General features: G+C 53.9%; 26 protein-coding genes. 21 read left to right on the plus strand and 5 right to left on the minus strand.

Annotated elements, in window-relative coordinates; genetic code table 11:
* Positions 1 to 93: 93 nt before the first annotated feature.
* From KNP79_RS04260 to KNP79_RS04295, 8 genes are all read left to right on the plus strand, one after another.
* Complete coding sequence (locus KNP79_RS04260) at positions 94 to 1,278, plus strand: class I SAM-dependent methyltransferase (RefSeq protein ID WP_214753141.1); 1,185 nt, start codon at positions 94 to 96, stop codon at positions 1,276 to 1,278.
* A gap of 34 nt (positions 1,279 to 1,312) precedes the next feature.
* Positions 1,313 to 1,741 (plus strand): BrxA/BrxB family bacilliredoxin, encoded by a 429-nt coding sequence (locus KNP79_RS04265; protein WP_034777946.1) that lies wholly within the window; start codon positions 1,313 to 1,315, stop codon positions 1,739 to 1,741.
* 55 nt (positions 1,742 to 1,796) lie between these two features.
* Positions 1,797 to 2,138 (plus strand): DUF952 domain-containing protein, encoded by a 342-nt coding sequence (locus KNP79_RS04270; protein WP_021067681.1) that lies wholly within the window; start codon positions 1,797 to 1,799, stop codon positions 2,136 to 2,138.
* A 184-nt stretch (positions 2,139 to 2,322) separates the two neighbouring features.
* Complete coding sequence (locus KNP79_RS04275) at positions 2,323 to 3,111, plus strand: transporter substrate-binding domain-containing protein (protein WP_034777944.1); 789 nt, start codon at positions 2,323 to 2,325, stop codon at positions 3,109 to 3,111.
* A 57-nt stretch (positions 3,112 to 3,168) separates the two neighbouring features.
* On the plus strand, positions 3,169 to 3,828 hold the full coding sequence (locus KNP79_RS04280) for an amino acid ABC transporter permease (RefSeq protein ID WP_034777942.1): 660 nt from the start codon (positions 3,169 to 3,171) through the stop codon (positions 3,826 to 3,828).
* Positions 3,825 to 4,547 (plus strand): amino acid ABC transporter ATP-binding protein, encoded by a 723-nt coding sequence (locus tag KNP79_RS04285; protein ID WP_214797244.1) that lies wholly within the window; start codon positions 3,825 to 3,827, stop codon positions 4,545 to 4,547. Before KNP79_RS04280 ends, KNP79_RS04285 begins: the two co-directional genes overlap by 4 nt.
* A 39-nt stretch (positions 4,548 to 4,586) precedes the next feature.
* Positions 4,587 to 5,261 carry a metal-dependent hydrolase gene (locus tag KNP79_RS04290; protein WP_215189997.1) on the plus strand — a complete coding sequence of 225 codons (675 nt, stop codon included), beginning with the start codon at positions 4,587 to 4,589 and terminating at the stop codon, positions 5,259 to 5,261.
* Positions 5,261 to 5,848 carry an HD domain-containing protein gene (locus KNP79_RS04295; protein WP_215191389.1) on the plus strand — a complete coding sequence of 196 codons (588 nt, stop codon included), beginning with the start codon at positions 5,261 to 5,263 and terminating at the stop codon, positions 5,846 to 5,848. The genes KNP79_RS04290 and KNP79_RS04295 overlap by 1 nt, the downstream gene beginning before the upstream one ends.
* 32 nt (positions 5,849 to 5,880) lie before the next feature.
* On the opposite strand, the gene fadH is transcribed toward KNP79_RS04295, so the two are convergent.
* Positions 5,881 to 6,645, minus strand: coding sequence for a 2,4-dienoyl-CoA reductase (gene fadH, locus KNP79_RS04300; RefSeq protein WP_034777934.1), 765 nt, complete (start codon positions 6,643 to 6,645; stop codon positions 5,881 to 5,883).
* A 93-nt stretch (positions 6,646 to 6,738) separates the two neighbouring features.
* Entirely contained in the window at positions 6,739 to 7,818 is a 1,080-nt protein-coding gene (locus tag KNP79_RS04305) for an N-acetylglucosaminidase (RefSeq protein ID WP_353049032.1), read from the minus strand.
* A gap of 67 nt (positions 7,819 to 7,885) precedes the next feature.
* Here KNP79_RS04305 and KNP79_RS04310 point away from each other — a divergent pair, with 67 nt between their 5' ends.
* Both KNP79_RS04310 and KNP79_RS04315 read left to right on the plus strand, forming a co-directional pair.
* Positions 7,886 to 8,875, plus strand: coding sequence for an aromatic acid exporter family protein (locus KNP79_RS04310; protein WP_034777929.1), 990 nt, complete (start codon positions 7,886 to 7,888; stop codon positions 8,873 to 8,875).
* Between the two features lie 179 nt (positions 8,876 to 9,054).
* On the plus strand, positions 9,055 to 10,185 hold the full coding sequence (locus KNP79_RS04315; protein ID WP_215191391.1) for a M20/M25/M40 family metallo-hydrolase: 1,131 nt from the start codon (positions 9,055 to 9,057) through the stop codon (positions 10,183 to 10,185).
* Positions 10,186 to 10,229: 44 nt separating this feature from the next.
* Here KNP79_RS04315 and KNP79_RS04320 read toward each other — a convergent pair whose 3' ends face one another.
* Entirely contained in the window at positions 10,230 to 10,403 is a 174-nt protein-coding gene (locus tag KNP79_RS04320; RefSeq protein WP_167491781.1) for a hypothetical protein, read from the minus strand.
* A 75-nt stretch (positions 10,404 to 10,478) separates the two neighbouring features.
* On the opposite strand from KNP79_RS04320, the gene rnz reads away from it, so the two are divergent.
* From rnz to KNP79_RS04355, 7 genes are read left to right on the plus strand one after another with little or no spacing between them, the layout of a single operon-like run.
* On the plus strand, positions 10,479 to 11,384 hold the full coding sequence (gene rnz / locus KNP79_RS04325; RefSeq protein ID WP_214797240.1) for a ribonuclease Z: 906 nt from the start codon (positions 10,479 to 10,481) through the stop codon (positions 11,382 to 11,384).
* A 1-nt stretch (position 11,385) separates the two neighbouring features.
* Positions 11,386 to 12,276, plus strand: a complete 891-nt coding sequence (locus KNP79_RS04330) for a hypothetical protein (protein WP_138859295.1) — start codon at positions 11,386 to 11,388, stop codon at positions 12,274 to 12,276.
* 14 nt (positions 12,277 to 12,290) lie between these two features.
* Complete coding sequence (locus tag KNP79_RS04335) at positions 12,291 to 12,683, plus strand: DUF4430 domain-containing protein (protein ID WP_233004359.1); 393 nt, start codon at positions 12,291 to 12,293, stop codon at positions 12,681 to 12,683.
* On the plus strand, positions 12,661 to 13,329 hold the full coding sequence (locus tag KNP79_RS04340) for a hypothetical protein (protein WP_214797238.1): 669 nt from the start codon (positions 12,661 to 12,663) through the stop codon (positions 13,327 to 13,329). The genes KNP79_RS04335 and KNP79_RS04340 overlap by 23 nt, the downstream gene beginning before the upstream one ends.
* Positions 13,298 to 14,260 carry an ATP-binding cassette domain-containing protein gene (locus KNP79_RS04345; RefSeq protein WP_215191393.1) on the plus strand — a complete coding sequence of 321 codons (963 nt, stop codon included), beginning with the start codon at positions 13,298 to 13,300 and terminating at the stop codon, positions 14,258 to 14,260. The genes KNP79_RS04340 and KNP79_RS04345 overlap by 32 nt, the downstream gene beginning before the upstream one ends.
* Positions 14,233 to 14,778, plus strand: coding sequence for a hypothetical protein (locus tag KNP79_RS04350; RefSeq protein ID WP_214791919.1), 546 nt, complete (start codon positions 14,233 to 14,235; stop codon positions 14,776 to 14,778). Before KNP79_RS04345 ends, KNP79_RS04350 begins: the two co-directional genes overlap by 28 nt.
* Before the next feature lie 35 nt (positions 14,779 to 14,813).
* Positions 14,814 to 15,134, plus strand: coding sequence for a hypothetical protein (locus KNP79_RS04355; RefSeq protein ID WP_034777912.1), 321 nt, complete (start codon positions 14,814 to 14,816; stop codon positions 15,132 to 15,134).
* Between the two features lie 68 nt (positions 15,135 to 15,202).
* Here KNP79_RS04355 and KNP79_RS04360 read toward each other — a convergent pair whose 3' ends face one another.
* Positions 15,203 to 15,997 carry an SDR family NAD(P)-dependent oxidoreductase gene (locus KNP79_RS04360; RefSeq protein WP_240731320.1) on the minus strand — a complete coding sequence of 265 codons (795 nt, stop codon included), beginning with the start codon at positions 15,995 to 15,997 and terminating at the stop codon, positions 15,203 to 15,205.
* Between the two features lie 150 nt (positions 15,998 to 16,147).
* Here KNP79_RS04360 and KNP79_RS04365 point away from each other — a divergent pair, with 150 nt between their 5' ends.
* From KNP79_RS04365 to KNP79_RS04375, 3 genes are all read left to right on the plus strand, one after another.
* Positions 16,148 to 17,050 carry a peptidase U32 family protein gene (locus KNP79_RS04365; RefSeq protein ID WP_214791922.1) on the plus strand — a complete coding sequence of 301 codons (903 nt, stop codon included), beginning with the start codon at positions 16,148 to 16,150 and terminating at the stop codon, positions 17,048 to 17,050.
* Between the two features lie 10 nt (positions 17,051 to 17,060).
* Positions 17,061 to 18,314, plus strand: a complete 1,254-nt coding sequence (locus KNP79_RS04370) for a peptidase U32 family protein (RefSeq protein WP_034777908.1) — start codon at positions 17,061 to 17,063, stop codon at positions 18,312 to 18,314.
* A gap of 81 nt (positions 18,315 to 18,395) precedes the next feature.
* Positions 18,396 to 19,781, plus strand: a complete 1,386-nt coding sequence (locus KNP79_RS04375) for an MATE family efflux transporter (RefSeq protein WP_034777906.1) — start codon at positions 18,396 to 18,398, stop codon at positions 19,779 to 19,781.
* On the opposite strand, the gene KNP79_RS04380 is transcribed toward KNP79_RS04375, so the two are convergent.
* Positions 19,776 to 20,645 (minus strand): DMT family transporter, encoded by an 870-nt coding sequence (locus KNP79_RS04380; RefSeq protein WP_214712636.1) that lies wholly within the window; start codon positions 20,643 to 20,645, stop codon positions 19,776 to 19,778. The two genes, KNP79_RS04375 and KNP79_RS04380, sit on opposite strands and share 6 nt — an antisense overlap.
* A gap of 126 nt (positions 20,646 to 20,771) precedes the next feature.
* On the opposite strand from KNP79_RS04380, the gene KNP79_RS04385 reads away from it, so the two are divergent.
* Positions 20,772 to 22,898 carry a DNA topoisomerase III gene (locus tag KNP79_RS04385; protein WP_214797232.1) on the plus strand — a complete coding sequence of 709 codons (2,127 nt, stop codon included), beginning with the start codon at positions 20,772 to 20,774 and terminating at the stop codon, positions 22,896 to 22,898.
* Positions 22,899 to 22,904 lie beyond the last annotated feature (6 nt).

Consider the following 22,904-nt stretch of genomic DNA (forward strand, 5'->3'; position numbering starts at 1 on the left):
ATCCTCCTTTGACGTTTGCACGTGTTCGTGTAATAGTATGTACGAATACACGTGACTAAAAGTTTCGAAACTATTGAAAAAAGGATGAACGCAGTGGAATATACAGAGTTAAAACAGCGACTCGCTGATGTGATTCGCCAGAACGAGCTCGTGACGGCGACAGTCAGCCAACCACGTCAAAAGTCGAACGATTTGCGCCGGGTCAAATTGAAGCCGGTCCTGTTGAAAGGCGAGTACCATATACAGTTCGAATACCAATTTGAACGGGTGATGAAACATAAAAATCTCACACCGGACGAGGCGGTCATCGAGCTCGATGAATTGCTCGAGACGTTCCGCCAAGGTCAGTTCCAGTTGACGGCGTCCGAGGTCCACTTTCAACTGTCTAAAAAGTTCAAAGTGACGTTCAAAGAACGTGAGACGGCCGTCAAACAAGTGAAGCTGAGCCATAACCGCGAGAAGCAGTATTTGTTACCGCTCGATGAACCGGTACCGTTCCTCATCCGCCTCGGCGTCCAGTCCGAGGACGGAAAAGTGAAGCGTCAAAAATACGACAAGTTCAAACAAATCAACCGCTTCCTCGAGTTTATCGAAGACTCAATCAAACATTTACCGACCGACCGGACCGTCCGGATTCTCGATTTCGGCTCAGGGAAGTCATATTTGACGTTCGCCCTCTATCACTTCTTGCATGAAATGAAAGGCTATGACGTCCATATCACAGGGCTCGATTTGAAGAAAGAAGTCATCGAAGAATGTGCCGGGATTGCCCGTGACCTCGGCTATGAGCGCCTCGAGTTTCTCGTCGGGGACATCAACGAGTTCGAAGGCGAGACGGCGGTCGATATGGTCGTCACGCTTCATGCCTGTGACGTCGCGACGGACATGGCGCTCGCCCGGGCCGTTCGCTGGGGAGCTAAAGTCATCTTGAGCGTCCCTTGTTGTCAAAAAGAATTGAATCGTCAACTCGAGGCGCCGAGCCTCGACGTCATGTTGCAGCATGGGCTCATCAAAGAACGGTTCGCGGCGCTCGCCACCGATTCGATTCGGGCCGAATTACTTGGACTCGTCGGCTATGAGGCGCAACTGCTCGAGTTCATCGACATGGAGCACACGCCGAAGAACATCCTCATCCGGGCCTATTTGACGAACCGGGAAGCGACCGCTGAAGCGCGGGCCCGCTATGTGGCCTTCAAGACGCTGTTGAACGCGACACCGTTCCTCGAAGGACAATTGAGCGATAGACTTGTCCTAACCGATCCACTAGACGTAAAATAAGAAAGAACAGACGTAAGTCGAAAGGGGAAACAATATGGATTTTCAATTATACTTTCAAGATGTAGTCGAACAAGCTCGCAATGAGGTACGCGCTGCAGGGTACACAGAACTCACGACACCGGAAGAAGTCGACGCGGCGTTAACAAAAGAAGGCAAAACGCTCGTGCTCGTCAACTCGGTATGTGGCTGTGCTGGTGGCATCGCTCGTCCGGCAGCAGCGTACGTGAACAAGATGGAAGGCGTCAAACCGGACCAGTTCGTGACTGTGTTCGCGGGTCAAGACCGTGAAGCGACGGACCGGGCCCGTGAATACTTCGAAGGTTACGCCCCGTCGTCACCATCGATCGCGCTGTTAGAAGACGGCAATATCGTCACGATGGTCGAACGGAGCACGATCGAGTCATCGACGGCCGAAGAGCTCGTCGAGCAGTTACAGACGTTGTTCGATATTTACTACGCCTAAGAAGTGAGCGCAGAGGCATTGCCTTTGCGCTTTTCCTTAAGAAGGGATCGATGAGATGGAACCAGTCGTCAAAATCATGAGCGAGGCCGAATATACGATTGCTTTGTCGCGCGGCGAGATCAACGAGCCGACCCTCCAGACGGAAGGTTATATTCGTTGTTGCACCCCGCAACAGATCGGCAAATTCGTGCGTCGACATTATCATGGGGAGCGAGTCGTGCTCGTCTCGTTCCATGTCGGACGTCTCGGCAGCCTGCTCCACTACGAGTTTGACGAGGACGGGGAACGCTATCCCCACGTGTATAGCGCCATCCCGATCGCGTCGGTCAAACGGGTGCAGCCCTACGGCTCTCGCGACAACGGTACGGTCACTTATTTTGCTTACGAGCGAATGTGACCGTATTTTTTTTATATTTTATGCATGAATATACTTTACAAGTAATAATTATGTGTATATAGTGGTTGAAGAACAAGTCGGACATATGATGAGTTGAAGAACAGTTGAGCACTATTCACGTATATGTCATAATTTTGTTAAAGTTCTGATAATTTCATCCTATATGAAGAAAGGGACGATGAATATGAAAAAAGGTTTTCTAGCATTATGTATCGCAAGTCTTGCCGCTTTCACGGTAGCTTGTGGGGCAGACGTGAACGAAGGAGGTTCGACGTCGACCGATGAGGAGGATAAAGTCATCGTCATGGGGACGAGTGCGGACTACTTCCCATATGAGTTCGTCGATACGGCGAACGGCGACGAGATCGTCGGTTTCGATATCGACATCGCCAAGCAAGTGGCCGAGAACATGGGCTACGAATTGAAAATTGAAGACATGGACTTCGGGAGCCTGCTCGGAGCGCTCAACGCCGGTCGTGTCGATTTCGTCATGGCAGGGATGACGCCGACGGAAGAGCGGAAAGAGAACGCTGATTTCTCAGACATCTACTTCACGGCGAAGAACTTGATTTTGTCAAAAGGGGATGCCATCCAATCGCTTGAAGACTTGGACGGAAAACAAGTCGGGGTCCAGCTCGGTTCGATTCAAGAAGGGATTGCCAAAGAGCAAATCCCGGGCGCTGAAATCGTCGCCTTGAACAAGATTCCGGAGATCATCCAGGAAATCAAGACAGGCCGCATCGATGCGATGGTCATCGAGGACACGGTCGCGAAGAAATATCTCGACCAAGACAGCGAACTTTCAACGTTTGAAATCGTCGATGAAGAAGAGGCCGGTTCTGCCGCCGCCTTCCGTAAGGACGATGAGCTCCGCGATCAATTCAATGAAGAATTGAACAAGATGATCGATTCAGGAGACATCGAGAAGTTGGCACAAAAATGGTTCGAACAAGAAGCAGCACCAGCTGAATAAAGATTGAAGAAGGCTGACTGAAAATATCAGTCAGCCTTTTTTTAGGAGGAACTCACAATGGATTTTAGTCGGATTTATGATTCTATCCCGTATATTCTCGAAGGAATCCCGGTCATGTTTCAAGTCGTGCTCGTCTCGGCCTTGCTCGGGATCACGCTCGGGGTCGTCGTCGCCACATTCAAGATCGTCCCAAACCGTCTCGTCAACTTCATCGGGCACGCCTACACGGCCGTGTTCCGCGGGACACCGCTCATCTTGCAACTCGCGATCATCCACTTCGGGTTACCGCAATTGACCGGTTATATCACGACGCCGTATCAGTCGGCCGTCATCGCCTTCTCACTCAACTCGGCGGCGTATATCTCGGAAATCATTCGGGCCGGGATTCAAGCGGTCGATAAAGGACAGTGGGAAGCGTCGGATGCCCTCGGCGTCCCGTACGTCAAACAACTGCGGTCAATCATCTTGCCGCAGGCGTTCAAAAATATCTTGCCGGCCCTCGTCAATGAGATGATCACGCTCACGAAAGAATCGGCGCTCGTCTCGACGGTCGGTGTGCTCGACATCATGCGTCGGGCGCAAATTGTCGGTGGGCAAAAGGCGATCTACTTTGAACCGCTCCTGTTTGCCGGTGTGATATACTTTACAATAGTGATGGTGTTGACGTATCTTGGTCAACGTCTAGAAAAACGGCTTAGAAAGAGTGATGGCAGATGATACAAGTAAAGGATTTATACAAACAATTTGGTGACCTCGAGGTCCTCAAAGGAATTACGACATCGATTGAGAAAGGGGAAGTCGTCGCCGTCATCGGTCCGTCCGGTTCCGGGAAATCGACGTTCCTCCGTTGCTTGAACATGCTTGAAGTGCCGACGTCCGGCACGGTCAGCGTCGCCGGCTATGAGCTCACGAAAAAAGGGGCGAACGTCTCGAAGGCTCGTCAAAACATCGGCATGGTGTTCCAACAGTTCAACTTGTTCCCGCATATGAGCGTGCTCGACAATTTGACGTACGCGCCGATCAACGTCTTGAAAGTGAGCAAGGCCGAAGCGATCGAACGGGCGAAAAAGCTCCTCGAACGGGTCGGATTGTCGGAGAAGATTGACGCTTACCCGAGTCAACTGTCAGGTGGACAGAAGCAACGGGTCGCGATCGCCCGGGCGCTCGCCATGGAGCCGAACGTCATGTTGTTCGATGAGCCGACGTCAGCGCTCGACCCAGAGATGGTCAACGAAGTGCTCGACGTCATGAAAGGGCTCGCCGAGTCTGGGATGACGATGGTCGTCGTCACGCACGAGATGGGCTTTGCCCGTGAAGTGGCGGACCGTGTCCTCTTTCTCGACGAAGGCATCTTGATGGAGGAAGGCAAACCGGCCGACCTGCTCCTCAACCCGCAGACCGACCGCGCAAAACGCTTCTTAGAAAAAGTATTATAAGTGAAAGATTCCATCTGATAACAGAAAGGGAGGATTTCTATGAAGATCACCTACTATGGCCATGCGACCGTACAACTCGATATCGACGGGACATCCGTCTTGATCGACCCGTTCCTGACGAGCAACCCGCATACGGACGTCGATCCGGCGAGCGTCAAAGCAGACTATATCCTGCTCACCCACGCTCATTTCGACCATATCGAAGACGTGGAACTGATCGCGAAACAGACGGGCGCGACAATCGTCGCGACGCACGAACTGGCGACATATTATGAGAAAAAAGGCTATTCGGTCCACGGGATGAACATCGGGGGCGGCCATTCGTTTTCGTTCGGTCGCGTCACGATGACGCAGGCTTTCCATAGCTCGAGTCTTGATATGGGGGACGCCCCGATCTACATGGGTATGCCGGGCGGGTTCATCATCGAGACAGAGGCGCTCACGGTGTATCACGCCGGGGACACGGCCCTGTTCTCGGACATGAAACTGTACGGGGAGCGGTTCGATATCGACGTCGCGTTCCTCCCGATCGGTGACAACTTCACGATGGGACCGGTCGACGCACTCGATGCGGCGCACTGGCTCCAAGCGAAACGGGTCGTACCGATTCACTTCGACACGTTCCCACCCATCAAACAAGACGCACAGGCTTTCTGCGATCAACTGCACCAACGCGGGCTCTTGATCGAGCCGAACACGACGATCGAGATTTGATGACGCAACCAGCAGTACTCGAGACCGAACAGTACGTGGCGGCGCTGCATTCCGGGGACTGTACCGGTCATGACATGGCCCACCTCGAGCGGGTGCGCCGCTTAGCCATGCATCTCGCCGAAGGGGGAGACGTCGATCGGCTTGTCTTGACGCTTGCGGCGCTCTTGCACGACGTCGAGGATGAGAAGCTCGGTCGCGAGGCGGGGCTCGTCGCGCGTCACTTGGACACGTTAGCGCTCGATCCGAATCGACGGGCGCACGTCCTGACGATCATCGGCGAGACATCGTTCTCGAAACATAGAAGTCCATCGACGTTGGAAAGTGCCATCCTGCAAGATGCGGATCGACTCGACGCGATTGGGGCGATCGGCATCGCCCGCACGTTCCAATTCGCGGGGTCACGCGGAACGGCTTTATATGACCCGAACGATGCGACAAGTGCGGTCGCCCACTTCGATGATAAGTTGCTCCGGCTCGCGGATGGGATGCATACGGAACGGGCACGACAGATTGCCCGGGAACGCCACGCATTCATGGTCTCATTTTTGGACAGGTTCGAAGCGGAATGGACGGGACAAGACATATGAAACGGCCGAGGAATCTCCTCGGCCGTTTTCGGTTAGAACGGATGTTTATTGAGCCAATGGCCGCCGTCGAGCGAGATACATTCTCCGTTCAAATAGCGCATCTCGTCCGACGCCATCCAATAGGCGAGGTCGGCAATCTCTTCGGGTGTGCCGAACCGTCCGAGCGGCACGTTACGACGGATGCGCTCGACTTCTTTGACGTGGACGGCGAGTTTGTCGGCACCACCGGTCCGCTCGATTGGGCCCGGGCTGATCGCGTTCACGCGTGCCCCGAACTGATACCCCCATTCGACGGCGAGCGTCCGCGTCAAATTGAGCACCCCGGCCTTGGCGGCGGCGCTCGGGGCGACACCGGCGCCCGCTTGCCAGGCGTAGGAGGCGACCATGTTGATGATGGAGCCGTCCCGCAGTTGCTCCCGTTCCCAATGTTTGCCGAGGACGTGGGTACAATTGAACGTCCCGTTCAAGACGATGTCGATGACGCTCGTCCAGCCGTTCGGCGTCAAGTCGAGCGTCGGACAGACGAAGTTGCCGGCTGCGTTATTGACGAGCGCATGCACCGGTCCGAACCGTTCGCTGATTTGATCGAGTGCTTGTGAACACGCCTCGTAGTCACGCACATCGTGTTGCACGGCCATCGCTGCTCCGGCCCCGATGGCCTCCAGTTCGCCCATCGCTTCTTGTAGCCGCTCTTCGTTGCGGCCGCTGATGGCGACGTTCCAACCCTCGGTTTTGAATTTTAGCGCCATCGCCTTGCCCATCCCCGATGAGCCACCTGTGATCCAAATCGTTTTCATACAAATCCCCCTTTGGAATGAATGGTCGTTCATTTAGGTATTCGCTCAGCGAAGGGGGGATTCCTGCAAAAAAAATGACGGCCGCCGTGGCCGTCATTTTAGCTGTTTGAAATAGGTCAATCCGAGTTCACGATCGATGCGATACATCGTCCCGGCGACTTTCTCGCCCCAATATGGGTCCGAGGCGTAAAAGACGTTGACGCCTTCTTGTTTATTGCCCGGAAACGGACCGCGGTCGTAATCTCCGGTCACGTACTTCTCGGCGAATAAACGAGCCGCCGCATCGATGCTCGCCTCGACGGATGGATAAGAGGCCGCATTTCCGCTCGGATCGTTGTCGGTCGCTTGGAAGCCGAACAAGTTATTTTTTTCACGGGCGATGGCAGACGTACCGAAACCGGACTCGTGTCCGGCTACAGCCATGAGGAACAAGGCGTTGATGCCGAATTCGGCCTCGGCGTCCTTAAAGGCGTCGCCTTTCCCAGCGAGCGGGCTATCGTCGAGTGATTCGAGGAATGCGTCGAGCTCGCGAGCCGAATACGGTGCCTTCGACGCGATTGAAGCGAATTGGTAGGGCGAATCGAACACGTCGCGTACGTCCTCCGTGTAATAGCGGTCGGACGACTGTTGCGGCGCCGGTCCGACGAGAAACGTCCCGGCCAAATTGCCGTTCGCCTCGACGGTATGGAACACTTGTCCGTCCCGCATCTGATAGAAGCCGCGCCGCTCGACGACGGCGTCCGGGTAAAGCGTCATGTCGGCCGGCTTCACGTAGACATCGGCCCCAGAGATATTTACCAACAAATGCTTGTCGCCCGTTTGCATGAGACGGAGACGTGTTCCACCGGCGACATAGGACTGCCGTTTCTTAAACTCGGCGTCCTGATATAGGTTTGTGATTCGGTCGGTCGGGGTGACCGCGATTCCAGTACCTGTGAAATCGATGACGTCTCCCGACGCATCGAGTAGGGCGCGATTGCCCCCGCGTTCCATGTAGGCGCGCGCCTCATCGAGCGACTCGAACGCCCGGGTCGAGACGTCCCCGTTGTCATAGGTCTGAACGGTATACGACCCGCTCGGACGATCTTGGAGCCAAAGGAAACCGGATATGGCGAGAGCGAGCGTGAGAATCGTCGGGATCACGCCGCGTTTCTTTCTTTTCAATACGATCACTTCCAAACATATGGATTGCCAAACGGAAGAAACTAGTGAACAATTTTGTGAGAGAGGAGGAGATATTATGAAAATCGGATCACGTACGCTCAAGACGGCGGCAGCCGCCGGGATTGCCATGCTTATCTCGGAGACGATCCATCTCGACTATTACGTCTTCGCGGCCATCATCGCCATCCTCAGTATTCAGGAGACGCGGAAAAAGTCGTTTCGGGCCTCCTATGAACGGGTCATGGCCAGCTTGATTGCCATCGGCATGGGTGCGTTGATGTTCACCTTGCTCGGCTATTCGCCAGCGACGCTCACACTTTATTTTGTCATGTTCATCCCGCTCGTACAACAGCTCAAACTGCAAGATGGCATGATCACAAGTGTCGTCATCCTGACACATCTGTATACGGAAGGACAGTTCTCACTCGATTTGTTCGTGAACGAGTTGTTGTTGATCGCCATCGGGGTCGGGGTCGGGCTCGTCGTCAACATGTATATGCCGACGCTCGATAAAGAGATCGAACGCATCAAGGACAATATCGACCGGGCGCTCGCCGTACATTTTTATGATGTGGCCGCATGTGTCGAGACCGGTGTCTATAACGACCATTCGATGATGCTGTTGAAGACACGCGATTATTTGAAGCAAGGAAAAGATCTTGCGCTCCGCCGGATGGGGAATTCGATCGGGAAGCGGAACGAGGACATGGATTACTTGTACTTCCGAATGCGGGAGCGGCAATATGACATCTTGAAACGCATCGCCGAGAACTCACGGGAAATCACACTCGTCGTCAATGAAGCCAAACCGGTCGCGACATTCCTTCGACTCGTCGGCGACAACGTCAACCAACAAGCCGACGCCTCGACGTTCTTGCGGGAGCTCGAGGAGACGATTGAGCATTATCGAAAAAACGTACCCCTCCCCACGTCACGTGAGGAATTTGAGGTACGTTCATCGTTGCTCAATATTTTGTCTGATGTGAAGAGCTACTTGATTTTGAAAGAGCGCTATATCCTATTGTTACAGGAACATGGCCATCCCCGACAAAAACGTGCTCAATAAAAAGATGGATACGATGACGACGACACCGATTTGAATGATGCGTTGCCGCTTTTTCTGTTTCTTACTCATGACGTTCCTCCAAATGTGTTTGTCCTCATTGTACAGAATGGAAAAGGTTCGTGCAAACGGCACGAGTTTGTTATAATAACCTAGAAATGTTTGGATGGAGGGATGTTTTCATGGTAAACGAGAAACGGGTGCTTGACACATTTTTACGGTTGGTCGGCATCGATTCGGAGACGAAAGAAGAGGCAGTCATCTGTGAGCATTTAAAGGCGGTCTTCACTGAGCTCGGATGTGACGTCTACGAGGACGACGCATCGACGAAAACGGCTCATTCAGGTAACAACCTCATCATCACGCTACCTGCGACGAAACAAGGCGTCGACCCGATTTATTTCACGGCGCATATGGATACGGTCACACCAGGTAAAGCGATCAAGACGAGTATTCAAGATGGCTACGTCGTGACGGATGGGACGACCATCCTTGGCGCTGATGATAAAACTGGTTTGACGGCGATGATTGAGCTGGTCCGTGTTTTGACGGAACAAGCGATTCCGCACGGTCAAATCCAATTCGTCATCACGGTCGGCGAAGAGTCAGGTCTCGTCGGGGCGAAAGTACTCGACTTGTCGAAAATTGATGCGAAGTTCGGTTTCGCGCTCGACTCGGACGGCCCGGTCGGCGATATCATCGTCGCTGCCCCGACACAAGCGAAAGTGAACGCTAGAATTTACGGTAAGACGGCGCATGCCGGTGTCGCGCCTGAGAAAGGGGTCTCGGCCATTCAAATCGCGGCGAAAGCGATCGCGAAGATGAAGCTTGGACGAATCGATGACGAGACGACAGCGAATATCGGACGGTTCGAAGGCGGACGTGCCACGAACATCGTCTGCGATTACGTCGAGGTGCTCGCCGAAGCGCGCTCGCTCATCCACGAGAAGATGGAAGCCCAAGCCGAGTCGATGAAACAAGCTTACGTCGAGGCGGCAGCGGCACATGGTGGCCGAGCCGAAGTCGACATCGACATCATGTACCCGGGGTTCAAGTTCGAAGAAGGCGACGAAGTCGTCGAAGTCGCGAAAGCGGCGGCAGAGGCCATCGGACGCCCGACACGAATCTTACATTCAGGTGGAGGGTCAGATGCGAACGTCATCGCTGGGGGCGGGATTCCGACCGTTAACCTCGCTGTCGGTTATGAAGAGATTCATACGACGAACGAGCGCATGCCGCTCGTCGAGCTATACAAGTTGGTTGAATATGTCGTTCAAATTGTCGAGCACGTCGCGACACCGAAAACGAAGTGAAAAAGAGCCGACGCGATGTCGGCTCTTCCTATGTGTTCGAGTGATTATGCGGCGAATTCCAATGATTCCAAGACGAGTTCGTCTGAACAGTGAAGTTCCATCGCTATGTCGTGAATGTGGATTGAGGTGCCTAGTTCTTGTTGGTGTTTGCGATTCATTGAAGTCGCCCGTTCCCGGATCAGTTCATAGATCGAGTCGGAATGTTCAACTTTATTCATCACGGATCACATCCTTTATCAACGATTGCCTACAGTATAGCATGGAATGCACTAGAAGAAAGGACAAAATTATTTATGAAGTTACAATTTTTAGGAACTGGCTCCGGCATGCCCTCGAAACAACGGAACGTTTCCGGTCTGGCGCTCACGCTTTCGAAACAGACGTGGCTCATCGATTGCGGTGAAGCGACCCAGCACCAAATGCTTCATACGAAAGTCAAACCGCGTAAAGTCTCGGCCGTCTGGGTGACCCACCTGCACGGTGACCACGTGTTCGGCCTGCCCGGTTTCTTGTCGACGCGTTCAGCGCTCGATGGGTCGAGTCCGCTTACGCTTTACGGACCGAAAGGCATCAAGAAATGGCTCGAGTTGACGATGAAAGTGACTGGATCATATCTCGGTTATGACTTGACGATTGTCGAGTATGAGGACGGGGATACGTTCGAACAGGACGGCCATCTCGTCACGGTCAAACGATTGGATCATCGTTTTCCATCGTACGGATTTCGAATTGAGGCACCCGAAAAGCCCGGTGCGCTCCTCGTTGATAAAGTGAAGGCGCTCGGGATTCCGAGCGGGCCGATTTATCGGACGATCAAGCAAGAGGAGACGTTCGAGTTTGAAGGAGAAACCTATCTCTCTAAAGAATACGTCACTGACGCGGTCCGTGGACCGATCGTGGCGATTCTGGGGGATACGATTCCTTGTCCGAACGCGGTCGTCCTCGCCGAAGGCGTCGATGTGCTCGTCCACGAGGCGACGTTCATGGACGAAGAGGCAAAGCTCGCCCGTCAATATGGTCACTCGACGACGGTCGAGGCGGCGACGCTCGCGAAGACGGTTCAAGCCGGACGCTTGATTGTCACCCATATCTCGGCCCGCTATCAAGGTCGAGATGATGAATTTTTAGACGAAGTCCGAGCCGTCTTCAAAGACAGTTTTGTCGCCAGCGACTTCTTCGAGTTTACAGTGGGGGATTAACGTGACAGTACAACTATACGTATGGCTTGGATTTTTTGTCATCAGTACGTTGCTAGGTTTACGCTTGAATCAACTGAAAGAACCCGAACCGAACTTTTTCTTTAAATTTTTATTTTTCTCTTTGCTCGGAATCGTGTCGTTCCCGATTGGCGGGTTCCATATCCCCATCGGTTTTCTCATGTCATTCTTGTTTTTTCCGAAACGAAATAGCCGCTATAAATGGTACGGTGCGCTCGTCGGTTTCTTTTTCTTCATCGTCTTGTTGTTCGTCCCGTTGTTTGATCAATCTGAGTTCCGGGCCGAGTCGCAACAAATCGGGGCGGTGTCGATTCAAGACGAGACATTTGACCGGATGACGGACAATATCTTACGTCGCATCAATAGTGACTCGATTAAACTCGACCGAAGCAAGATGGTGTTCACCGAGGACGGGGAACTCCGCTCGCTCGAATATTTGCTCATGGTCGAGCGCTCGAACTCGTTTCAACAGATTCGAATCAACTATGACGAGTCCGGTGAGTTGTCGTATCGCCAAGTCGACGAACTGAACATGGACTCGGGAAGTGCGTTTTTCGAGAAGCTCGTCGACTTTGAACATATGCTCGATGCCGTACGCGACACGCCTTGGTCTGAATTTGCGGACCGAGTCGACGCGCCGCTTCTCCAGTTCTCGTTTGACGGCCTGTACGACATGTACACGTTCGAGAACGAGTCGATGCTCATGATCAATCGTGATCGCAGGCTCGTCAAGTTCTGGTTGCAACGAGAACCTGTGCTCGCCAACAGCATCCAATTGTCTGGGCTCAGTCAAGAAGGCCGGACGACTGGTGAAAAATATACGATTCTATACAATTATTCTATCCATCAACGAGAGGATTTGACCGACCAATGAAAAAACTGCTCCTGATGAGTTTACTCGTCCCACTTTTGACCGCATGCGGCGGGGAAGAAACGACGAACGGAGATGCGGCCTGTGACGTCGAACCGACGATTTCCGTTTATGATGCTGCGACCGAGGAGACGTTGTTCCATGAGAAGAGCGTCTGTTTAGAGGACGGGGCGACAGTGCTCGATGCCCTTGAAGCGACTGAACTCGACATCGAATCGGTCGGTAGCGGAGAGATGACATACGTGACGGCGATCGACGGCATTCAAGAGAAGTCGGCCGGTCAATCGTCGGGCTGGGTCTACGCCTTTAATGGAAGCCCAGGCGACGAAGGCGCTGGGGCCAAAGAAGTCGAATCGACCGATATTATTCAATGGCGTTTCGAAGAAGATGCGATTTCTTTCTTCGAATGAGGCAGATTGGGAGCGCAGACATCCGGTCACGCTCCTTTTCTTCTTAGTGGCCCATTTGTTCATCCTGACTTATTTAAATGATTCGGTTTGGTTCCTTCTTGGACTTGTCGGCCTGTTGCTCCTCGAACGACGATTTCCGCTGGCGATGCTCGGTGTTTTGGCCGCGTTCATGCTGATCTCGTTTGCACCGATTGTTTTTGGGTGGAACGTCTCTCTCATGGGCATCACGAATCAATTGATTCCATTAGCTACATTTTTGTTCGGTATGATCTGGATGAACCGGTTCATGCGACTCGAACGATTGCTTCCGTTCTTGAACAGATGGCCGCGTTCGACCCGGTTGCTCTATGGGGGATGGGCCCTCGTCCCGTCGATGGAGCGGGCGGTGCGATTATCCATTGCGAGCCATCCGAGGCGCGAGTGGCAAGAGGCGATCGTCGTCGGTATCGACAGTCAACGCCTTGAACCGGTGTATGTGACGAATCGAATGCGACGTTTCGAACGGCATGACACCGTTCAATGCCTCGTCTTGCTCGGTTTCGTGGCGATCGCCTCGATGGGAGTGCCGGTCGTGTGGTTACTGTATCCATATTTGACGAAAGGAGGGTTGCGCGATGCGTTGGTTATCCTTGGCAGACGGACATGATGAATTCGATGAGTGGGTGAGGGAAGAACGAGCGCGAGTCATCCGCCTTGATACCCCGCTTGCCGGGAAGGTTTCATCGCTCATTTCTGGGAGTGACGCCCTGCGAGGAGCCGAACTGGCTGCCATTCTTCAAATCGATCATCTATTTCATAAGCGATTCGATGAGTGCTCAAGCGGAGAACGGCAACTCGTCCGCATCGCTCACGCCCTCGCCGATTCAGCCGAGGCGCTCGTCTTGATTGAACCGTTTCGACATTTGGATCGGTTTCGGGTCGAGCATTTAACGATGTTGCTCAGCAGGCTGACCGGGCTCGGCGTTCGGATTGCTTACACGGATAGGGCGCGCGAACATAGTCCGTCCGGCGCGTTTCACGTCAATCCGACCATGAATCAGCCTCAACTTGTCGTCACGGACGTGTCCTATCGCCACCCGTTACAGGCGTCCTATGCGGTCGAGCATGTGTCTTACGAAATGAAGGGGCCGGGTCTGACCGTCTGTATCGGTACGAATGGTAGCGGGAAGTCGACGTTGCTCGAATTGATTGCCAAAAGCGTGCGTCCGTTGTATGGGAAGGTCAAATGGACCGAGCGGCCGGTTTATTTACCGGCCGAGCAAGAGTTTGGTCCGTTCCCGCATGCGACGAATCGTCGTCTCGCTCAACTGCAAGCCATATTCGATTCTGAGGCATCTCTGTTCTTGTTGGACGAGCCAAGCGTGGGCTTGACCGAGCAAGAGCGCTCTCAGTTTGAACGGGCGTTAATCGAGAAAGCCGGGACGGCGCACATCATGTGTGCCACCCATGACGAGCAACTGATTCAGGCGGCAGACCGCATCATTTGCCTGTCGAACGGGATGCTCGTCTTTGATGGGGATCGCAGCGACTATATGAAACGGAGTGCGCTATGGTCACATATGTCCTCATCCTCTTGATTGCAGCGGGGGTCATGTCGAGGTTCGAACGGAGTGACGCCCCGATTGCCGTCTTGACGCAAATTCTCGCTCTCGCGGTCATCGGACGTTGGCTGTTCGTGGCCATCCCGAATGTCCAACCTTCGACAGCGCTGCTCATGCTGACGACCCTTTATTTTGGATTCACGAGTGGGGCCATGTTGGCATTGTTCGTTCCGATTTTATCAGGTCTGTTGCTCGGGGTCGGCCCGTTCGTTTTGTTTCAATTTTTAGGGTGGCTCCTTGTCGTCGTCGTCGTCTCGTTCTTGAAGCCATTGCTTCGTCGCTCCCGGTTGTTCCTTGCCGCCGTCGGTCTCGGGGCCGGCTTTTTATTCGGATGGACGGCCAACCTGTCCTTCGCCGAGGTAATCGGGATCGACTTCGTCAAATTGCTCGTGCTCAGTTTGCCGTTCGATATGGCCCATGGCATCGGGAATGCCGTCTTTCTCGTCTTATTGCACGATCTGTTCGTTCGCATATTTGTACGAGAAGACGGGTAACAAGTAGATATCACACCGAGTGAGGTGACGCGTGCATGAGCGGATACGTCAATCTAGTTGAAATCGGTTGGTTTCTTTTCATTGGACTGTTGTTTATGGGACTCAATTTATTGTTGATGTCTCGTCGTCTCATTCGAACGCGCTATGGGATGCTCAGTATTCTCGGCGCGAGTGTATGGCCTGCACTAATGATCGTCCTGTCTGTACAAGGGGGACGCGTCCTTGACGGACTGGCCGAGCGAGCGGTCACGCTCGAGAGCGTGTTGGCCTGGGCAGTCGTCGTGGCGACGGCTCTGATGGTGTGTATTCCGGGTGTTTCACTGATTCGGCGCATGGTGCAGTTGGCTCGACATTGAACAATCACTATACGTAAAAGGAGGAGGTCCCACAACGGGAACCTCCTCCTTTTTATTGATTATGATTGTCAGGTCGTCGGCACATCTTCCATTCCGGCATCTGACGGTTTTTGGAACCGGCGCAAGATCTCGAGGCTGACCGCCCTAGGCATGAGTTTGGCCGCGGCCACTAGCAACTGGTTCGAGACGCCGGGAACGACCACGCGTTTGTTATTCATGACGCCTTTATAGCCGAAGAAGGCGACGAGGTGGGACGGCATTTTCGACACCATCATTTCGCTGCCGGCACGATTGAAGAAACCGGTATCGGTCGGTCCCGGGCACAGGACGCTCACGTTCACACCTGTTCCTTTCACTTCGGCATGGAGCGCCTCGGTGAGTGACAACACGTACGCTTTCGTCGCATAATAGACCGCCATGTAAGGGCCAGGTTGGAAGGCGGCGACTGAGGCGACATTTAAGACATAACCATGATTTCGCTCGACCATGCCAGGTAAGTAGGCTTTCGTCAGTTCGGTCAAGGCGTTGACGTTCAAGCGGACCTCTTCGGCCTCGGTCTCGGCGTCGAGGTCGATGAACTCGCCGGCCGTCCCGAAACCGGCGTTGTTGATTAAAAAGTCGACCGTCAGTCCGGCGTCTTCAATCGCGTTTGTCAGTCGTTTTGCGGCCTGATGTTCAGACAAGTCGAGGGCGAATACGTGCACGTGGACACGGTACCGCTTCTCCAGTACTTTTTTCAATTCGTGCAAACGGGGCTCGTTGCGAGACACGAGGATACAGTCAAACCCGTCCCGGGCCGCTAAAACGGCAAGATCGAGGCCAATTCCGGTCGAGGCTCCAGTAATTAAGGCGGTTTTTGTCAAAATCGTCCACTCCTTCGATGTAAAAAGTCATACTTTGTTACTGATTTCTTCACGAGTTGTTAAATTCCTGCACGGCCACCACATCAAAACGTGTGCTAGAGTATAGCAAGAATATGTGATTAGACTCACAAAGTGAGGAGAAGAAAGCAAATGATGATTCAGCTAGTGACTACGGCACAAAGCGTCGAGCAAGCAGAGGCGCTAATCATGGCGGGCTCCGACCGCATCTATATCGGAGATTCAAAATACGGGTTACGCCACAAAGGTGACTGGTCACTTCCGGCTGTGCGAGAAGTCACAGCAGTAGCCCACCGATACGGCAAAGAAGTGACGGTCGCTGTCAATAACTTGATGCATAACGAGCAGATCGAGACGCTCCCTGAATATTTGCAGGAACTCAAAGCGATCGGAATCGACAGTGTGACGGCAGGCGATCCTGGCGCCATCCGTCTGATCCGTAATGCCAATATCCCCTATTGGTATGATGCTCAAACGCTCGTCACGTCGGCGAGACACATTCAGTTTTGGGGGAAGCGTGACGCCATCGGAGCGATCGCAGCCCGTGAAGTGACGTTGACCGAACTCGGGATGATCCAACAACAGATTGGTTTGCCGGTCGAAGTGCAAGTGTATGGCCCGACGTGCATCCATCATTCGAAACGTCCGCTCTTGACGAACTACTTCAACGAGATCGGCCGGTCGAACATATTGGCAGAAGCACGAGAGTATTATGTGAGCGAACCGTCGGATGCGGACAGTCGCTACCCCGTCTATCAAGACGACAACGGTACGCACGTCTTCTCTGAAGATTTGACACTCATGGGACAATTGCCCACGCTCTTGAAGGGCGGGTTGCACACGTGGAAACTCGAAGGCTGGCATGCGGGCGATGCGTTCGTCGACATCGTCCGTCTGTTCGATAAAGCCCGGTCGGATCTATTGAACGGGCGGTTCGACCGTCATGGCATGGAACGGCGTCTCGCCGAACTCCAACCTGAACAATTCCGGCTCGGGACCGGACTGTTGTTACGAAATCCAGAAGAGATCAAGTGAGGGAACCGAGATGAAAAAACGTCCAGAACTATTAGCACCAGCTGGGAACTTAGAAAAATTGAAGATGGCGATTTTGTACGGGGCCGATGCGGTCTTTATCGGGGGGCAACAGTTCGGGCTCCGTTCCCGGGCGGGTAACTTCGGTTATGAAGAGATGGCCGAAGGAGTCGCGTTCGCCCATGCTCGTGGCGCAAAAGTGTATGTCGCGGCCAACATGGTGACGCATGAAGGGGATATCGACGGTGCTGGCGAGTTCTTTTGCAAGCTTCGCGATATCGGCATCGATGCCGTCATCGTGTCCGATCCGGCCATGATCGAGGTGTGCCTCACGGATGCACCGGGACTTCCGGTCCACTTGTCGACGCAGGCGTCAGCAACAAATTACGAGACACTCCGTTTCTGGCAAGAGGAAGGATTGGAGCGAATCGTCCTCGCCCGCGAAGTTTCGATGGAGGAAATCAAAGAAATGAAACGGCAAGTCGATGTTGAAATCGAGACGTTCGTCCATGGGGCGATGTGCATCTCGTACTCGGGGCGTTGCACGTTATCAAATCATATGGCGCTCCGCGATGCGAACCGGGGTGGCTGTGCCCAATCTTGTCGTTGGAAATATGGTTTCTTCGAGGCGGACGAGCTGTTGACCGACGAGATGGCGGCACGCGACGAGGAACCGTTCTCGATGAGCTCGGTCGATTTGGCGATGGTACGCCACATCCCGGACTTGGTCGATGCTGGCGTCGACAGCTTGAAAATTGAGGGACGGATGAAATCGATTCACTATGTGGCAACCGTCTGTAACGTCTACCGTCAAGTCATCGACGCCTACTGCGCCGATCCTGAAGGGTTCGAGTTCGACCCGGCGTGGGAAGAAGAAATTTGGAAAGCGGCACAACGAGAACTCGCGACCGGATTCTATTACGGCGTCCCGACCGAGAACGAGCAACTGTTCGGCAAGCCGCGCGCCATCCCGCAATATGCATTTGCGGCACGCGTCATCTCCTATGATCCGACGACACAAATGGCAACACTCGAGCAGCGGAACCATTTCCGACGCGGAGAAGAAGTCGAGTTCTTCGGCCCCGGCTTCGTCCGTTTCTCCCAGCGAATCGATGAGCTGTACGATGAGTCGGGAGAAAGACTTGAGACGGCGAACCAGGCGATGATGACGGTGCGCGTCAAAGTCGAGCAGCCGGTCGTGACCGATTTCATTATGCGCAAACGAAAAGCCGGCGTCGTGAGCCCTCCAGTGCCGAGCCCGGTCTGACACATCCGGTAAGACAACATAGTCGACCGTTCCATCCAATCTTGCTACCCTATTAACATAGACGAAAAAGGGGATGGAAGCATGAATCAAAATACGGAGCAGCTCCGGACCGACCCGATCGGACGCCTGCTATTCAAGCTGTCGCTACCTGCGATGATCGGCATGCTGGTGACGGCGCTCTACAATATCATCGATACGATCTTCGTCGCCCGCGGCATCGGGGCGACCGCCGTGGCCGCCATCGGGATCGCTTTCCCGATCCAGATGATTCTCATGGCCGTCTCGAGCGCGGTCGGGTTGGGCGGCGCCTCGATCAGTTCACGGAAACTAGGTAAAGGGGATGATGCCGGTGCCGCCGTCACGTTCTTGAACGTCCTCGTCCTCGTCGGGGTGTTTGCGGCCTTCGCAGTCAGTTCCGCCTTTTTCATGTTAGATGACATTTTGACAGTGTTCGGAGCGACGTCGGCCATCATGGAACTGAGCCGTCAATACTTATCTGTCGTGCTGATCAGCTCGCCGTTCTTCATGTTCACACTCGCGGCGAGCGCGATGGTACGGGCTGAAGGGCAAGCGCCCTATCAGATGAAAGTGATGCTCACGACCGTCGTCGTCAATTTGGTGACGACACCGCTATTCATCTTCACGTTCGACTGGGGCATTTACGGTGCGGCCTGGTCGACTGCGCTCGCCCAAGTCGTCGGATCGGTCCTCATGCTTCGGTTCTTCTTCGCGAAAAAAAATCGCCGGACCGAGCTCGACTTCCAATGGCGGAAGTTTCGACTACGGTTCGGCGAATTAAAAGAGATTATGGCGATTGGGTCGTCCTCATTCATCATGATGGTGTCGCAATCGATTCTATTCGTCGGCGTCAACGTCATGCTCGGAACGTACGGCGGGACCGAGGAACTTGCCATCTTTGCGATCATCAATAAATTCATGGCGCTCGTCGGGATGCCAATCATGGGCATCGTTCAAGGCATGCAGCCGATCGTCGGGTATAATTTCGGGGCCAGACAATTCGACCGGATGCGCGAGACGATCTGGACGGCGTTGCGGGTCGGGATTGCCATCGCGGTCATCATCTGGCTGACGCTCCAGTTGATTCCGGAACAGCTCATGCGCATGTTCACGACCGACGCGAACTTGATTGCCGGCGGGGTGACGGCCATCCATGTGTTGTTCGCCGTCTCGTTTCTCCCGAGCGTGCAAATGCTCATCAACGGCATTTATCAATCACTCGGAAAGGCCCGTGTCGCGATGTTCTTGTCACTGTCGCGACAAACGCTCTATACGATTCCGCTCGTCTTCATCTTGCCGAACTTCTTCGGCGTGTTTGGGGTATGGCTCGCGTTTCCAATCGCCGATGCCATGACCTTCTTGACGGCGGTCGGCATGGCGGTGTGGGACCGCAAGTTATTGTTCCGCCCGTCTGAGGAAGAAGTCGAAGCGAAAGCGACCAATTTATGAAGCGACGTCCGTTCTGGTGGAACGGGCGTCTTCTTTTAGGAACAAATAGATTCCGCCGAGCAGGACGGCCGCGCCGATCCATTGCATTACGCCGAGACGTTCGTCGAAGAAGACGAACCCGAACAGCATGCCCCACAGTGCCTCGCCAAGGATGGTGATGCTGACGACGGTGGCACTGACCCGGGCGAGCGCATAGTTGAACAAGTTATGCCCTAAAATCGTCGGGAAGAAGGCGAGGGCGAGGAAATACCACCAGTTGACCGATTCGAACGCGGTGAACGTCGTCCCCCGCACGAGGAGCATGAAGCAGAGGACGACCGTCGCGACGAGATAGACGCTGAACGAGTAAGTATTCGTGTTCATCTCGGTTCGGACGTGTTGACCGACGAGCCAATAGCCGGCGATAAGAAGGGCGGCGATTAAGGCGAGCAGGTCCCCGAAGAGCGCTTCGCGTCCAAGTTGGATGTCACCCGCCGCGACAAGCATGCCCCCAAGGACGGCGATGAGTGCGAAGGCTAAACCTTTTCGGGTCGGATTCTTTTTAAAGATCAAGGCGTTCCCGATTAAAACGAAAATCGGACTCGACGTCACGAATAACGTTGAACTCGCGACGGTCGTATAATCGAGTGACAAAAACCAGAGCCAAAAGTGGAACGCCAGCAACGTCCCGCTGAGCAACAAGGCATATCTCGTCATGAGACGCGTCCCGATGAGTGACTTGAAGTCGACAAACGGCAACAACATCAGACACGTGATCAGCATTCGGTAAAACGCGGCCGTTTCGGCCGGCGCGGACGTCCATTTGACGAATAATACGCTCGTCGACAAGAAAAATACAGCGGCGAATAAAATGAGATAAGACAATCGACATCCCCCTTTATGTTGTACATACTCTTCTAATGATATTATAGAATAGATAAGAAAATACATTCTTTCTCGAAAGTGTCGTTCCGACGAGATATTTCGGATGACTTTGAAAGTAGGGATCCTATGAGACTAATCATCGCGGAGAAACCGTCGCAGGCTCAAAAACTGGCTGCGCCGTATCCATCAAAAAAGAAAAAAGACGAGATTGAGATCGCTTCTTGCGCCCGTTTCCCAGAAGGTGCCATCGTCGTTTGGGCGGTCGGTCACTTATGCGAGCTTCAAGAACCGTCCCACTATAAACCGGAATGGAAGTCGTGGAAATATGAGTCGCTCCCGATTGTGCCGGACCGATTCGACTATCGCATCTCGAAAGGTAAATCGAAACCGTTTCAGACGATCAAAAAATGGCTGCACGATCGCTCCATCACCGATATCATCATCGCGTCCGATGCCGAGCGAGAAGGAGAAGCGATTGTCCGGCTCATTTTACGACTCGCTGGCAATAAAAAACCGCTGTCACGCCTTTGGATCTCAAGTTTGACCGAACAGGCGGTCGACCGTGGTTTCGCCGAACTGCTGCCCGGCGACCAGACCGTCCCTTATTATCATGAGGCGATGAGTCGTGCTTGTGCCGACTGGCTCGTCGGCATGAACGCCTCAAGGGCGTATACGACGCTGTTGAAGACGATCGGCATCGAGGACGTGTTTTCGCTCGGTCGTGTCCAGACGCCGACGCTCGCTTTGATCGTCAATCGCGAACGAGAGATTAAACAGTTCGTCCCAGAGCCGTATTTCGAGGTCGAGGCGACACTTCAAAAAGGACGTGGCACGTTCAAAGCGAAATACATGCTCGGGAAGACGACGAAACTGAAGACACGCGATCAAGCCGACGCCGTCGTCAACCGGGCGACCGGGACGGCGATTGTCCGTTCGATTGACAAAGAGGACAAGACGGAATACCCGCCGTTTTGGTTCAGTTTATCGGGTTTGCAGGCCGAGGCCGGCAAGCGGTTCGGCTTTGGGGCGAAGAAGACGCTCGATATCGCCCAAAAGTTGTATACGAAAGGATGGATCAGTTATCCACGGACCGACTCGAGCTTCGTCACACCGGACGAAGCGACACTGTTCCCGCAGACGAAAGCCCGGCTGTTGAAGTCCGCGGCCTATGCCGGACTTCAGGACGTGTTGACCGAGAATCCGTCGCGAAACAGTCGCTACGTCAATGCGAAAAAAGTCAGTGATCACTATGCGATCATCCCGACCGAGGCGTGTGGCGATGTGGCTCGGCTCAGCGGGGACGAGGCAAAACTATACGATTTGATTAACCGTCGCTTTCTTGCGGCGTTCGCCCCTCCGGCGAAGCTTGAGAAGACGACGGTCGACCTCATGGACGGGGACGACCTATACCGGGCGAAAGGGACGGTCGTCGTCAGCCCCGGGTACCGGCAAGTCGTCGAGATGAAGTCCAAAGACGTCGAGCTCCCGGCACTTACGGTCGGTGAACCGTTGACCGAAAAAAAAGTCGAAGTATTATCGAAACAGACGGAGCCACCGAAACGGTATACGGAAGGGGCACTCATCATGGCGATGAAAGTGGCCGGCAAGCAACTCGATGATGAGGAACTGATTCACATCATGAAAGAAGTCGAAGGGCTCGGCACTGAGGCCACGCGGGCCAATATTATCGACGGATTGAAAAAACGGGGTTATGTCGACCTGCAAAAGAAAGAGCTCGTCCCGACCGACAAGGGCCGTCTCTTAATCGATGTGCTCGGCGACAGCATCCTCGCCTCGCCGGCCATGACGGCGAAGTGGGAGAAGCGGCTCCATGAGATTGGACAGGCATCGGCATCCGCCGCCGAGTTTATCGAACAGGCGAAAAAGATGTCGATTCATCTCGTCGAGGAGGCGAAGGCGCGTGTCGAGTCGGCGAACCCGGAAGGCTACACGATCGAAGCAAGACGTTTCGGGAAAAAATCTGCGGCACGGCCAAAAGCGTCGTTCGGCGTCTGTCCGAGCTGCGGCAAAGGGCTCGTCGAGCATCCGAAGTTTATCGGCTGCAGCGGTTATCGCGAAGGATGCAAGTTCACGATGTCGAAACAAGTGCTCGGCGTCGGGATTGCCAAGGATGAGCTGAAACAGATGATCAACGGCGGCCAGTCGAACGTGCATACGTTCAAAAAAGGGGACAAGACGTTCGACGCTGCGCTCTATCTTGAAAAAGGGGCGCTCCGATTCGAATTTAAATAAAAAATA

Source organism: Exiguobacterium sp. s7 (genome assembly GCF_018618195.1).
GTDB classification, from domain to species: domain Bacteria; phylum Bacillota; class Bacilli; order Exiguobacteriales; family Exiguobacteriaceae; genus Exiguobacterium; species Exiguobacterium mexicanum_A.

What these genes read in the sequence shown, in the direction of transcription:
- KNP79_RS04265 (WP_034777946.1), top strand. Translation starts at nt 1,313, where the DNA reads ATGGATTTTCAATTATACTTTCAAGATGTAGTCGAACAAGCTCGCAAT.
- KNP79_RS04270 (WP_021067681.1), top strand. Translation starts at nt 1,797, where the DNA reads ATGGAACCAGTCGTCAAAATCATGAGCGAGGCCGAATATACGATTGCT.
- KNP79_RS04275 (WP_034777944.1), top strand. Translation starts at nt 2,323, where the DNA reads ATGAAAAAAGGTTTTCTAGCATTATGTATCGCAAGTCTTGCCGCTTTC.
- KNP79_RS04280 (WP_034777942.1), top strand. Translation starts at nt 3,169, where the DNA reads ATGGATTTTAGTCGGATTTATGATTCTATCCCGTATATTCTCGAAGGA.
- KNP79_RS04285 (WP_214797244.1), top strand. Translation starts at nt 3,825, where the DNA reads ATGATACAAGTAAAGGATTTATACAAACAATTTGGTGACCTCGAGGTC.
- KNP79_RS04290 (WP_215189997.1), top strand. Translation starts at nt 4,587, where the DNA reads ATGAAGATCACCTACTATGGCCATGCGACCGTACAACTCGATATCGAC.
- KNP79_RS04295 (WP_215191389.1), top strand. Translation starts at nt 5,261, where the DNA reads ATGACGCAACCAGCAGTACTCGAGACCGAACAGTACGTGGCGGCGCTG.
- fadH (WP_034777934.1), bottom strand. Translation starts at nt 6,645, where the DNA reads ATGAAAACGATTTGGATCACAGGTGGCTCATCGGGGATGGGCAAGGCG.
- KNP79_RS04310 (WP_034777929.1), top strand. Translation starts at nt 7,886, where the DNA reads ATGAAAATCGGATCACGTACGCTCAAGACGGCGGCAGCCGCCGGGATT.
- KNP79_RS04315 (WP_215191391.1), top strand. Translation starts at nt 9,055, where the DNA reads ATGGTAAACGAGAAACGGGTGCTTGACACATTTTTACGGTTGGTCGGC.
- KNP79_RS04320 (WP_167491781.1), bottom strand. Translation starts at nt 10,403, where the DNA reads ATGAATAAAGTTGAACATTCCGACTCGATCTATGAACTGATCCGGGAA.
- rnz (WP_214797240.1), top strand. Translation starts at nt 10,479, where the DNA reads ATGAAGTTACAATTTTTAGGAACTGGCTCCGGCATGCCCTCGAAACAA.
- KNP79_RS04335 (WP_233004359.1), top strand. Translation starts at nt 12,291, where the DNA reads ATGAGTTTACTCGTCCCACTTTTGACCGCATGCGGCGGGGAAGAAACG.
- KNP79_RS04340 (WP_214797238.1), top strand. Translation starts at nt 12,661, where the DNA reads ATGCGATTTCTTTCTTCGAATGAGGCAGATTGGGAGCGCAGACATCCG.
- KNP79_RS04345 (WP_215191393.1), top strand. Translation starts at nt 13,298, where the DNA reads ATGCGTTGGTTATCCTTGGCAGACGGACATGATGAATTCGATGAGTGG.
- KNP79_RS04350 (WP_214791919.1), top strand. Translation starts at nt 14,233, where the DNA reads ATGGTCACATATGTCCTCATCCTCTTGATTGCAGCGGGGGTCATGTCG.
- KNP79_RS04355 (WP_034777912.1), top strand. Translation starts at nt 14,814, where the DNA reads ATGAGCGGATACGTCAATCTAGTTGAAATCGGTTGGTTTCTTTTCATT.
- KNP79_RS04365 (WP_214791922.1), top strand. Translation starts at nt 16,148, where the DNA reads ATGATGATTCAGCTAGTGACTACGGCACAAAGCGTCGAGCAAGCAGAG.
- KNP79_RS04370 (WP_034777908.1), top strand. Translation starts at nt 17,061, where the DNA reads ATGAAAAAACGTCCAGAACTATTAGCACCAGCTGGGAACTTAGAAAAA.
- KNP79_RS04375 (WP_034777906.1), top strand. Translation starts at nt 18,396, where the DNA reads ATGAATCAAAATACGGAGCAGCTCCGGACCGACCCGATCGGACGCCTG.
- KNP79_RS04385 (WP_214797232.1), top strand. Translation starts at nt 20,772, where the DNA reads ATGAGACTAATCATCGCGGAGAAACCGTCGCAGGCTCAAAAACTGGCT.